The 9,839-nt window shown below is 55.1% G+C and carries 15 protein-coding genes and 1 pseudogene; 6 read left to right on the top strand and 10 right to left on the bottom strand.

Features of this window, described 5'->3' with window-relative positions:
• The first annotated feature begins 282 nt into the window (after nucleotides 1–282).
• Genes trbG through HK439_RS27410 form a run of 3 tightly spaced genes read left to right on the top strand, consistent with a single transcriptional unit; the run spans nucleotide 283 to nucleotide 2,828 of the window.
• Nucleotides 283–1,287, top strand: a complete 1,005-nt coding sequence (gene trbG, locus HK439_RS25720) for a P-type conjugative transfer protein TrbG (RefSeq protein WP_190294359.1) — start codon at nucleotides 283–285, stop codon at nucleotides 1,285–1,287.
• Nucleotides 1,284–2,462, top strand: coding sequence for a TrbI/VirB10 family protein (locus HK439_RS25725; protein WP_190294360.1), 1,179 nt, complete (start codon nucleotides 1,284–1,286; stop codon nucleotides 2,460–2,462). The genes trbG and HK439_RS25725 overlap by 4 nt, the downstream gene beginning before the upstream one ends.
• Before the next feature lie 12 nt (nucleotides 2,463–2,474).
• Nucleotides 2,475–2,828, top strand: a complete 354-nt coding sequence (locus tag HK439_RS27410; RefSeq protein WP_190294361.1) for a DUF2274 domain-containing protein — start codon at nucleotides 2,475–2,477, stop codon at nucleotides 2,826–2,828.
• 133 nt (nucleotides 2,829–2,961) lie between these two features.
• Here the strand turns inward: HK439_RS27410 and HK439_RS25735 are convergent, their stop codons facing one another.
• The 5 genes and pseudogenes from HK439_RS25735 to HK439_RS25750 all read right to left on the bottom strand — a co-directional run bounded on the left by HK439_RS25735 (nucleotide 2,962) and on the right by HK439_RS25750 (nucleotide 5,031).
• Complete coding sequence (locus tag HK439_RS25735; protein ID WP_190294362.1) at nucleotides 2,962–3,510, bottom strand: GNAT family N-acetyltransferase; 549 nt, start codon at nucleotides 3,508–3,510, stop codon at nucleotides 2,962–2,964.
• Entirely contained in the window at nucleotides 3,500–3,814 is a 315-nt protein-coding gene (locus HK439_RS25740; RefSeq protein WP_190294363.1) for a DUF1778 domain-containing protein, read from the bottom strand. Before HK439_RS25740 ends, HK439_RS25735 begins: the two co-directional genes overlap by 11 nt.
• Nucleotides 3,815–4,032: 218 nt before the next feature.
• Nucleotides 4,033–4,286, bottom strand: a pseudogene (locus HK439_RS27045) (zincin-like metallopeptidase domain-containing protein); the annotation flags it as partial.
• Between the two features lie 102 nt (nucleotides 4,287–4,388).
• Nucleotides 4,389–4,577 (bottom strand): hypothetical protein, encoded by a 189-nt coding sequence (locus tag HK439_RS25745; protein ID WP_190294364.1) that lies wholly within the window; start codon nucleotides 4,575–4,577, stop codon nucleotides 4,389–4,391.
• 163 nt (nucleotides 4,578–4,740) lie between these two features.
• Complete coding sequence (locus HK439_RS25750; protein WP_190294365.1) at nucleotides 4,741–5,031, bottom strand: hypothetical protein; 291 nt, start codon at nucleotides 5,029–5,031, stop codon at nucleotides 4,741–4,743.
• Nucleotides 5,032–5,602: 571 nt separating this feature from the next.
• On the opposite strand from HK439_RS25750, the gene HK439_RS25755 reads away from it, so the two are divergent.
• Complete coding sequence (locus tag HK439_RS25755) at nucleotides 5,603–6,025, top strand: MucR family transcriptional regulator (RefSeq protein WP_190294366.1); 423 nt, start codon at nucleotides 5,603–5,605, stop codon at nucleotides 6,023–6,025.
• 159 nt (nucleotides 6,026–6,184) lie between these two features.
• A complete protein-coding gene (locus HK439_RS25760) occupies nucleotides 6,185–6,400 on the top strand; it encodes a hypothetical protein (RefSeq protein WP_190294367.1) in 216 nt (71 codons plus the stop codon).
• On the opposite strand, the gene HK439_RS27415 is transcribed toward HK439_RS25760, so the two are convergent.
• The 5 genes from HK439_RS27415 to HK439_RS25785 form a co-directional block, all read right to left on the bottom strand.
• A complete protein-coding gene (locus tag HK439_RS27415; protein WP_419247604.1) occupies nucleotides 6,397–6,753 on the bottom strand; it encodes a type II toxin-antitoxin system RelE/ParE family toxin in 357 nt (118 codons plus the stop codon). The genes HK439_RS25760 and HK439_RS27415 overlap by 4 nt on opposite strands.
• Nucleotides 6,753–7,028 carry a CopG family ribbon-helix-helix protein gene (locus tag HK439_RS25770; protein ID WP_235988121.1) on the bottom strand — a complete coding sequence of 92 codons (276 nt, stop codon included), beginning with the start codon at nucleotides 7,026–7,028 and terminating at the stop codon, nucleotides 6,753–6,755. Before HK439_RS25770 ends, HK439_RS27415 begins: the two co-directional genes overlap by 1 nt.
• 148 nt (nucleotides 7,029–7,176) lie before the next feature.
• Nucleotides 7,177–7,491 carry a hypothetical protein gene (locus tag HK439_RS25775; protein ID WP_190294369.1) on the bottom strand — a complete coding sequence of 105 codons (315 nt, stop codon included), beginning with the start codon at nucleotides 7,489–7,491 and terminating at the stop codon, nucleotides 7,177–7,179.
• 683 nt (nucleotides 7,492–8,174) lie between these two features.
• Nucleotides 8,175–8,435 carry a hypothetical protein gene (locus HK439_RS25780; RefSeq protein ID WP_190294370.1) on the bottom strand — a complete coding sequence of 87 codons (261 nt, stop codon included), beginning with the start codon at nucleotides 8,433–8,435 and terminating at the stop codon, nucleotides 8,175–8,177.
• A 159-nt stretch (nucleotides 8,436–8,594) separates the two neighbouring features.
• Nucleotides 8,595–8,945: a hypothetical protein gene (locus tag HK439_RS25785; RefSeq protein ID WP_190294371.1), complete on the bottom strand. Its 351-nt coding sequence runs from the start codon at nucleotides 8,943–8,945 to the stop codon at nucleotides 8,595–8,597.
• Between the two features lie 445 nt (nucleotides 8,946–9,390).
• Between HK439_RS25785 and HK439_RS27420 the strand changes: the two genes are divergently transcribed.
• Entirely contained in the window at nucleotides 9,391–9,579 is a 189-nt protein-coding gene (locus tag HK439_RS27420) for an AlpA family phage regulatory protein (protein ID WP_190294372.1), read from the top strand.
• Nucleotides 9,580–9,839: the final 260 nt, after the last annotated feature.

Here is a 9,839-nt window from a genome sequence, read left to right on the forward strand (position 1 = left end):
ATTATGAGGACCAGACTGCGCGGATCTCCATCTTGGCCGGGGCTCGACCCCGAGACCGGATACGTTGACGCAGACTGAACAGAGCAATCTTCAAATTACCCCTTGCAGACGGGGCGGGCCATACGTTCAACTGCCTCACAGCGCCGACACTTTGGCCAAAAACCCCCTCGGCCTCTTTGTCAGCGCCATCGACTGGTCGCGTGAACTCAACACGCACATGCCGAAATCCGAACCGCAAAACCCGCCCGTCTCCATCCCCTCATCGTCCGAGGAGCCCACCCAATGAGAAAACTGCTCACCCTGTCCGTCTCCGCGTTCGCCTTGTCGGCCTGTGCCAGCCAGGAATTGCCACCGGCAGTTTCTTATGATGCGGAAGATTTCAAAGCCGCGGCCATAGAGCCGGAGCCTCCAAGGCCGGTCCAAATCGTGAAGGTGCCGAAAGCGTTGCCGTTGCCCGGTCAGCTTCAGCGTGAACCTGGAAAAGGTTCCGAAGACAACCGCCCACCCACCCAGCGCGTCGCAGATGCGAACAAGGCGGCAACGCAGGAGCCGACGAAATACGGCTACGTCAATGCGATCCAGGTATATCCCTATACTGACGGGGCCCTCTACCGCCTTTATGCCGCGCCCGAACGCGTCAGCGATATCGGGCTTCAGCCCGGCGAAAGACTCACCTCTGTTTCCGCCGGCGACACCGTGCGCTGGGTGATTGGCGACACGGTGAGCGGGGCAGGGGACACCGCGCGAACCCATGTACTGGTCAAACCGTTTGCACCGGACCTGAAGACCAATCTGGTCATCACCACAGACCGGCGTGCCTATCACCTTCAGCTCGAAAGCACGAATGAAACCGCAATGGCGGCAATTTCATGGACCTATCCCGCCGATCAGCTTCTTGCCTTGCGCCGGCAGAACACGGCCGCCAAGGCAGCTTTGCCGGTGGCTTCCAACCTTTCCTTGGAGAACATCCACTTCCGCTATGCCATTTCCGGCGACACGCCTGCCTGGAGGCCGGTGCGCGCCTTCGACGATGGCCGCAAGGTCTATATCGAGTTCCCCCGCCGCATCGACCAGGGCGAGGCGCCGCCGCTCTTCGTGGTCGGAGCCGACGGGGGCAACGAACTCGTCAATTATCGCATGCGCGGCAATTACTACATCGTCGACCGCCTTTTTGCCGCTGCCGAACTTCGGCTTGGTACAAAACCTCAACAGGTCGTGCGCATCTCGCGCACCGACCGAAAACGCCGGCAGGCCAGTCTCCTGAGACATGAAAGGAGCACGCGATGACGGCCAAGCAGGAGGAAACCTTCGAACTTCGGGGACCGAAACGCAAACTGGTTCGATTCAAGAAGGGGATCGTGATCGGAGGCGCCTTCATAGCTTCCGGCGGACTTCTCGGCGTTACGATGCTTGCGCTGCAAACACCGAACTTGCGCATCGGCAAATCCAGCGAAGAACTTTACAATACCGACAAGAAACCAACGCCAGACAGTCTTGCAGCGCTTCCAGCAGATTATTCTCAAGCTCAGCCCTCAATACCCAAATTGGGTCCCCCGCTGCCCGGCGATCTCGGGAGGCCGATCCTTCAACACCAGCGCCAACTTGGCATTGCACCGGGAGCGGAGAATGTGCCTCTTGCTGAACAGCGCCTTGCGAGCCAAGCAATTCAAGCCAAGGAAGCCGGTGTGTTTTTCCGCATTGAGAACCGGCTGAGGCCGAAGGTATCGGCGGCGGACGCGAAACCCATGCCAACTGCAGCTGCAAACGCTTCAGCGCATGCCGATCGCTTGGCGCTCGATCCCGATCGGGACCAGAATAATCAGCAGCGCAAACTCGATTTTTTGAAACAGCATGGTGCCGGCGGCATCTACAATCGCCACGTGCTGCAAACGCCCGCTTCACCGTATCAGGTTATGGCGGGCAGCGTGATTGCCGCCAGCCTCATCACAGGAATCAATTCCGACTTGCCGGGGCTCGTCACGGCTCAGGTGACAGAAAATGTCTATGATACTGCAACCGGCTCGACGCTGCTCATCCCTCAAGGGTCTCGCCTGATCGGCACTTATGACAGCGTTGTTGCTTTCGGCCAGTCCCGTGCACTGCTCGTTTGGCAACGGATCGTCTTACCCAATGGGAGGTCCGTCGAGATTGACAATCTACCGGCCACCGATTCTGCAGGCTATGCCGGACTGGCAGATGACGTCGATTATCATACCTGGCAGCTCATGAAGGGGATCGCCATGGCAACGCTCTTGGGTGTCGGGACGGAATTGACCTTCGGATCGAATGAAAGCGATGTTGTGCGCGCCATTCGGGAATCGACACAGCAAAATGCCGCACAGGCGGGTCAGCGCCTGACTGAGAAGAATCTCAACATCCAGCCCACCATCACCATCCGACCCGGTTGGCCGCTGCGCATTGTCGTCCAGAAAGACATCATCTTGCAGCCATACCAAGGCTGAGGAAAACCTGTTATGGCCCACTTGAAACTCGCCAAACTCCCCGATCGCACACCGATCCGGATCACCATCACAATAGATGCCGGTCTTAACCAGGCGCTCAATGATTATCAGAGGCTTTATGCCGCAACCTATGGTGCGTCGGAAAAAGTCGCCGACCTGATCCCCTTCATGCTTGAAGCCTTCCTCGATAGCGACCGCGCTTTCTCCAAGGCCCGGAAGGAGGGAGTGCCGGAGGTCGAACCGGACCGGCCCGCGCGCCGCGGGCGGGCTTCCCGGGCGAGCGGTTCGGAAACGAAGGCGGAGGATGGAAACGAACCGTCTTCATCACTCTTTGCATCTCCCGCCTCGCCAACCCAGGAGGACTGAACACTATCGATCGGGTTGCTTATTCTCTGAGCTGCTACCTGCCTTATGAATGGCGATATGATCTCTCGAAGCTTCTTCCTCATAGGGGGACGTTTGCTTTTGAAACTGCGGCAACGTCGTCATTGGCCAATATTCATCGAGACGCTTCACGTGCTGTGGCCACAGGCATAAACAGTCTGAGAGGCTGATCGGGCAGAGGGATGAAACCGAAGCTTTCGTAATAAGTCTTTCGCCTTGTGACGGCATCCGTGTCACCGTCATCAAAGACATCCAGCATAATCACGCACGTTCCGATTTCTTCGGAGGCGCGCGCAATCCTGTTGAGTGCATCTGCGACCAAAACGCTGCCTAGACCATTCCCTTGATGCTCTTGGTCGACACCGATCATTGCAATAAAAGCGGCCGGAAGCAGTCCGTGCTTCATGGCCTTCTTTTTGTAAGCGTCTGGCATGGCTTCGACAGCTACGGCATGCATGTTAATGCCATAGAACCCAACAATATGGTTTTCGGCATCTGTGACGACCCAGATGCGAACAACGTCAGCCTTGCTCCCCTTCTTCGCGGTCAATTTCAGATAATTGTCAATCTGCGGGACACCACAAGAAAAAGCCGCCCGATCATGTGTTTTTGGATCGAACGGCTGGATTGTGAACGGTGCTTGCTTTTCAGGGTCAGTCGGCATTCGCAACCAGCTTCTTTCGCTGTGCAAACGCTTTCTTCAGGCGCTTTGTCGGCTTGGGTGGATTCTCCAGCGCGTTAAAGAACACCTCTTTGTCCGCCTCACTCTCGAGCACCGTAACTTTATGCGCTTCTATCGTCGACAGGGCCGCACTATAGGCAGCGCTTACGACAAAGGAACTGACGTCAACACCGTTCAGCGTGGCTGCGCGATTGATTGTGTCTTTCACGGAAGGTTGCGTGCGTGCTTCAAGGCGAGCGCTCTTGGGCTCATCGACTGAAGCTGTCGTATCTTCAAACGCCAACATTGTCGTCTCCTTTCAGCAAGTTGGATGTACCCTAATTGGGAATGTGTTTTTTAAAGTGCGCTTCACTCCCAATCGGATACGTATGTACGGGAAATGGGCGTACGCGTCAACTGTACGGTAAATTGCCGTACATCCATCGCCCTCCACAGGTGTGGTCGATAGGGGAAGGATCAGGCCGCCTCCCGCTCTTCGCAGAACTGGGCCGGCGGAGGGCCGTATAGATAGCTGGCATCATCGGGCCGCGGATCGAGCTCGGGCTCGATCCCGAGGTCGGCGCAAAGGAAGCATCCCAGGTTCTGCGATCAGCTCCTCCCGGTCGCGTTCCGGGCTATCCTTGTGATAGCGCGAAAGATCGCGTCCAACGCGGTGCTTTGGCGCTATCCAGCGTGAACATGTTCGTGGCTGAGGACAGAGATGTAGGATGCGGCATCTGGATATGGTCGCTCGACGGCGAATAGTAGGCTTTCGCCCCTTGCCATGGCGTGAGCCGGATCTTTACCTCAGGGTCGTTCTTGGCCGGTATGCCCACGCCTAACAAGTCGTGAACTCATTCCTACTAAAACAGTCTCGACAGTTATGAACCGAATTCAGCGTCAAAATCAGCGAATGCGTCCTGCACGATCTCTTCTGATTTTGAAACTTCCTCGACCGACATTTTCTCGAAGATCCCTGTCTGACGCTTTTTGCTAAGCTTTCCGTCGTTTTGACGAATGTCCATGATGAGGTCTTGCGCGAGCCGGTCCGGCATTTCAATCGTGTTCATTATCCCCTTTAGTGCCGCGTCATGGCTTTTCAGGTACAGGATTTCTCTTGGCAGATCCCGGGCGAGTGTGGAGCCGAAAAACAATTACAACGGTCGAAATGCTATCATAGATGGTTAAAGGATCGAATTTTTCTAATATGCTGCCCCGACGGGCTGTGCTGCGCTAGGCAAGTGCCACGTCAAGCTCCGCCAAACCCGCACTTCGCGCACCTTCCGGCGCGGTATCGGGATAGGCCCGATGCCGGTCGAGCCGTTCCGGACCGCTTCCGTGCCGGACAACGCGCTGGCGGCCATCTGGCAGGCGTTCCTCATCAAACTGGGCAATAAAACTCGCCGCTTCTGCCTTCAGGGCCGCAGCCAGCATCCGGCGCATACCGTCACGGGCAATCTCGGCGAGCGGGTCGATGATCGAGCCGGGCTGGTGAATTTGGCTGATCGTGGTATCTTCTTTCATGGCGTATCGCTGCTCCGGGAGGGGCTGGCAGGCTTCGACACCGCCGCGACCCTCCACCTTATCACGCCCCATCGCCCATTTTCAGACATAGCTCGCAGCGTCAGAGCGGGCAGCGCTGTTGTTTTCAATTAGTAGGTGTTGCGGCGCCCACGTTGCCAACTGCCCTCGGACCAGAACCGCTGCAATGTGTCAATGGGAGCGGGTCCCACATCCTGGCACCGGAGGCGTGCTGTCCAGTCACATAGACAAGAGGTGCGGTTGGATCCGGCAGTCCATGGAAAGCCGTCCGAAAAGCGGCTGCGGAATGGTAACGGCAGTGCTGCCAGCGATTCGAGGCTAGGATCCAATTAATCGTCGTCTTCGGCATGGGGTTCGTCAGCCATTAATGGAAACAGGCCTTGAGTACAAAATATTCGACAGGCCTTTTTCTGATCTAGGAGGCGCTATTGCGGCGGGCGCTTTGTACCGAGACCAAAGTTCGGAGCGGTAACGATTTAGTATTTTCACTCAGGCAAACTGTACTTAAGATTTGCCTAGAAACGTCGTGATTATTTTAGAAATAAGGTGAGATATGACCGAGAACTCCGATGCAACTAACCTTATCTACCTCACTGCCGATATTGTTTCCGCCTATGTCGCCAACAACACGATTGCCTCGGCGGAGCTACCGAACCTGATCCAGAAAATTCATGGTTCCTTGCTCAAAACCACGGCCGAAGCCGCAGGGCCTGAGCCCCAACCGCTCAAGCCGGCCGTGCCGATCAAGAAGTCGGTCACACCTGATTTCATCATCTGCCTGGAGGACGGCAAGCAGTTCAAATCGCTGAAACGTCACCTGCGGAGCCAATATGGCATGACACAAGAGGAATACCGGAAGAAGTGGGGTCTTGATCAAGACTATCCGATGGTTGCGCCGAACTATGCGGCATCGCGGTCTGCGTTGGCCAAGAAAATGGGGCTTGGACAGAAGAGCAAGGGCCGGAAGCGGAAATAGGGTCAACGGCCAGGGGTAGCGTTTCGATGGAACAGGCGCTGCCGTTTCCAGACGAACCTGGACTGCCCGACCCGAGACATAGGCGACATCGTTGGCGACACCTCCGAATGGAGGCGAGCCCACCGACGGCGCATCCTGAGGCTGGTTGATCCGGAACGCATGAAGTGGGCCAAGGTGATCGCCCGGGCGGAGCGGCGGGACGTCCTCGACGAGTTCCATGAGATGCCGCGTGAGATGGGCAGCGACGAGCGCCGGATGGCGCCGGGTCCAATCCCTGCCACACGGTCGGAAGGACAACAGCGGGTCAACAAGCGCCATGTGCATCCGCCGAAGCCGTGGTGGTCCATGACTGCAGACGGCTTAGCCACATACTAAGGACCATCCATCTCGGTTCCGCCGTCGTTGTCATCGGCGTAGTGATCAGGTTGAGGGAGGTTTATTTGCGGACGAATTCCATGTTTCTGCCGGACATGCCGAATTCCCACTACTTCACAAGCGTTTCCAAATTCTCGGGTTGTAAGAACGTAAGGCTTGAGGACTACCTTTCGTGTTCCTGGAATTGTACCAATGGATCCGAGTCGAGGGTAGTCACCCAGCCGCTCTCTGAGCAGTCTCATCCTGTCAACGATATCTTGAGCTGCCTGAGGATTGCGTTCAGCGATGTATTGAATTTGCTCGAGAAACCATTTTTGCACATTCGGACTGAGGATGGCTCGCCGCCTTGGCATTAAGCACGCTGCCTTATTGGTTTGGTTCGTGCCGTTGCAATGATATCATCAGCCTGATCAAGCACATCGTCGAAATCGACACCTTCACCGCGGTCCAGAGCGGCAATCCCATCTAGATCGTCAATAATTTCACGGCCTTCTTGCTCAAGATAGAACTTAAAGGCCCGCTGCATTACCCAAGACCGATCCCTGTCCAATCCGGCCGCGATCTTGTCGAAGTCTGCCACCATTTCGGAGGGAAGTCTGAGGGAAACTTGAGTGCGTTCATTCTCCATGACTATCATCCTGATTACGTTGTGGTTCAATGTATCCCACTGTAATCAGTTGGGCAAGTTCCCATTGATCAGTTGTTGGTTCTTGGCAAAGATCAAGTTGGCCACTGAGGCATATGACTGGTCGATAAACCCCTTTTCCGCCAGCCACCTAGACACTTCTTTCCAGTTCCATATTGGTTGATCCGAGGACAGTCGGGCTATAGGGATTGGAAAGCCGTTGGCCTTGCTGTGCATCAAAGTGTGGGCAATCCGCCATGACATCCCTTGCACGCCGTCTCAAGTCCTTAAGCGAGTACAATTCCCCGGGCTCAATCGCGATCACCATGGCGCTCGCGTCTTCGATTGCCGCGCCCACCTTGTCGATCGCCTCAAACACCTCATCCGCTCTGAACCAAAAACCAATCACGAATTGTTCGTTCAGGTGACGGATCGCGGGATCACCGAGACCCCGATCCCGAAGCAATTCGACGAATTCCGGGCCGTAAAGCCGTCCGTCTGACGCAATAAATTTACTTCATGAACCACCAAAGGGACCTCCAGCTACAGGTTCTTTCCTGTTCCGGGGGCAAATCAAACGCCGGCCGCGTTTTTCCCCGTGGGTCCCCTGCCAAACTAAGCCGAATTCTGATTTCATGAACCTGTGAAATCAAACGCCTGCGACATCAGATTACCATATGTGGTGTGTCCGTGAGCGAACGGGATAAGCAATATCGGAGACGATCGTGAACGGTCGCCATGAGCCGAGCATACGCCAGCGACTGCAGGTCCGGAAATGTTATGAGAGACACAAATAGGAAAGACGGTCGATGCGGTGGCGGGATGAGGTCAGATGAAGGTGGGAAAGACCAAGACGACAATGCTAAAGGCTATCCCAGGCTAAAAGACCTCCCGTTTCGGTGCTTCGAGTTCACACCGCGTTTCCCTCAAAGTGTCTTCAATTTTCTTGTCCAGAAGAGCTAAGCGTATCCGACTGGGCACAGACGGCGTAGCTGATTTGATCCAGCAGTTCCCGCCCTGTCGGCTTGTCGAAATTACGGGGCTCATTATCAGAGCCTACGGTGTACGCCTTATTCGACACCAGAACCGGGCACTGGAAAGGCGGCGAGACGGTTTCCTGACGTGATTGTTTCTTCGGCGATGCCGCGCTCAATTCAAGAGCGACGTGAGCAATGAACCAAGGCTCCAAATCGTGGCGCCAATAAGTGCGCCACCAATGCTTGGGACGAGTGCTGCGATAAAACGCACCCCACGCTGATAGGCGATTGCTTTCTTGCGCTCCTTCCGGCTAACAACGGGCGTGTCACGGATGATTTCCATCGCGCGCTCGTGACTTGCAGCAAGACGAAGCCAACCGTAGCACCAGCCAAAAAAGGCACCAAAGCCCATCCAGAACAACAAGTTTGCCATGCAATTACTTTAAAAGAGATTGCTGCGAAGTTAAATCAGTATGGGTGCAGTGGACGGATACGTCCACGGGATTCTTTACTAGACCGTCGAAGTTCGGAATCAGTGCCGGGTTTAGGTTTCTCTTGCTGAATTCGGTCCAGGATGCCTTCCCGCGGAAATTCATTTTACGGATGAGGATTTGACGGTTGCCGTCCATTCATCCGACCAGATCGAGGGGATGTTCGGCAACGATCCAGCGATGGCGCCATATGCGCCAAGACTGAAGCTGACCTGACTGTTTATCAGGCCCTCTGGGACGCCGAGGATGAGCGGATTGGCTATTCGGCAGCGCGGTCGGAAGAACAGATTGCCGCCGACCGTGTGTTTGACGTCTTGGTCGCCGCGCCGGCCACCAGACTCGCTGATGTCGCGGGCAAGCTCGATGCCGTGCTGCGCGAAGGGGAAAATGCTGAAGGTTGCGCAGAGTTTCCCTGGCAGCAGTTGCGGTCCGTTCTGTTTGATCTGGTGCAAATCGGACTAGAGCAACAACCTGGATTATTCATGCCGGGCTACGATCGCACGCTATCGTATCCGACAATGGCGGCAAGCGTGGATGACCCCACAACGCCTTAGAACGTACATAAAGGATATAAGAAATTTCCCGATTTTGACCGATCCTTGTTCTGAAGAAGCGGACATTCCCTACCGCGAGCACTCAAGGAAGGCATTAATCAAATAAATTCAATCATGATGTCGAAGCAAGAAGGTAGATTGAAATCGACAAGTTCTTGAAGAGCTTAATATCTGAAGGAGGCTTTCTGGAAATGCCGAAACATCATTTCGATCAGAAATTCAGTCGTATTTTGTTGAAAGAAGAAGGTAGTCGTTTTGTGCGAAACCCTGCCAACTTACTTTGGGCTCCCGCGTCTCAGCGAACCTGGGATATAGGGATGTACTCTAATAGGGAGACATTGCGATGAGGATCCTGTCGAAACGGCAAGTAAGGGAATTGGTGTTGTATTCTCCGCAACATATTTACCGTCTCGAAGCTGCGGGCCAATTCCCCAAGCGGGTCCCTTTAGGCCCCAGCCGGGTGGGATGGGTCGAGCAGGAGGTGCTGGACTGGCTGCAGGAGCGCCTGGATCGCCGAGACAAATCCAAATGATGTTCCTTTGAGGAACTGCTGGAAATAGGTATGAGGCATGTCGTCAGCCAATAGTCACAGCGGCTACTATCGAACGGTCTCTGATTTAGGTCCTGTTGACAAAGTGGATTCCCATCAAATCAGCTGAGCTGTGATTATGGGATGGCCCGCCCCTCTCCGGAGCGATCCGATAGGATTGCTCTGTATTTGAGGTAGAGAGGAACGGACCGATGTCGATTTTTGTACTTGGAATTGATCTTGGCAAGAACGTGTGCAGCCTG

The organism is Roseibium aggregatum (genome assembly GCF_014692675.1).
Taxonomy (GTDB): domain Bacteria; phylum Pseudomonadota; class Alphaproteobacteria; order Rhizobiales; family Stappiaceae; genus Roseibium; species Roseibium aggregatum_C.

Bases quoted from the DNA above. Each gene is read 5' to 3' on its own strand.
- trbG (WP_190294359.1), top strand. From the start codon at position 283: ATGAGAAAACTGCTCACCCTGTCCGTCTCCGCGTTCGCCTTGTCGGCC.
- HK439_RS25725 (WP_190294360.1), top strand. From the start codon at position 1,284: ATGACGGCCAAGCAGGAGGAAACCTTCGAACTTCGGGGACCGAAACGC.
- HK439_RS27410 (WP_190294361.1), top strand. From the start codon at position 2,475: ATGGCCCACTTGAAACTCGCCAAACTCCCCGATCGCACACCGATCCGG.
- HK439_RS25735 (WP_190294362.1), bottom strand. From the start codon at position 3,510: ATGCCGACTGACCCTGAAAAGCAAGCACCGTTCACAATCCAGCCGTTC.
- HK439_RS25740 (WP_190294363.1), bottom strand. From the start codon at position 3,814: ATGTTGGCGTTTGAAGATACGACAGCTTCAGTCGATGAGCCCAAGAGC.
- HK439_RS25745 (WP_190294364.1), bottom strand. From the start codon at position 4,577: ATGAACACGATTGAAATGCCGGACCGGCTCGCGCAAGACCTCATCATG.
- HK439_RS25750 (WP_190294365.1), bottom strand. From the start codon at position 5,031: ATGAAAGAAGATACCACGATCAGCCAAATTCACCAGCCCGGCTCGATC.
- HK439_RS25755 (WP_190294366.1), top strand. From the start codon at position 5,603: ATGACCGAGAACTCCGATGCAACTAACCTTATCTACCTCACTGCCGAT.
- HK439_RS25760 (WP_190294367.1), top strand. From the start codon at position 6,185: ATGAAGTGGGCCAAGGTGATCGCCCGGGCGGAGCGGCGGGACGTCCTC.
- HK439_RS27415 (WP_419247604.1), bottom strand. From the start codon at position 6,753: ATGCCAAGGCGGCGAGCCATCCTCAGTCCGAATGTGCAAAAATGGTTT.
- HK439_RS25770 (WP_235988121.1), bottom strand. From the start codon at position 7,028: ATGGAGAATGAACGCACTCAAGTTTCCCTCAGACTTCCCTCCGAAATG.
- HK439_RS25780 (WP_190294370.1), bottom strand. From the start codon at position 8,435: ATGGCAAACTTGTTGTTCTGGATGGGCTTTGGTGCCTTTTTTGGCTGG.
- HK439_RS27420 (WP_190294372.1), top strand. From the start codon at position 9,391: ATGAGGATCCTGTCGAAACGGCAAGTAAGGGAATTGGTGTTGTATTCT.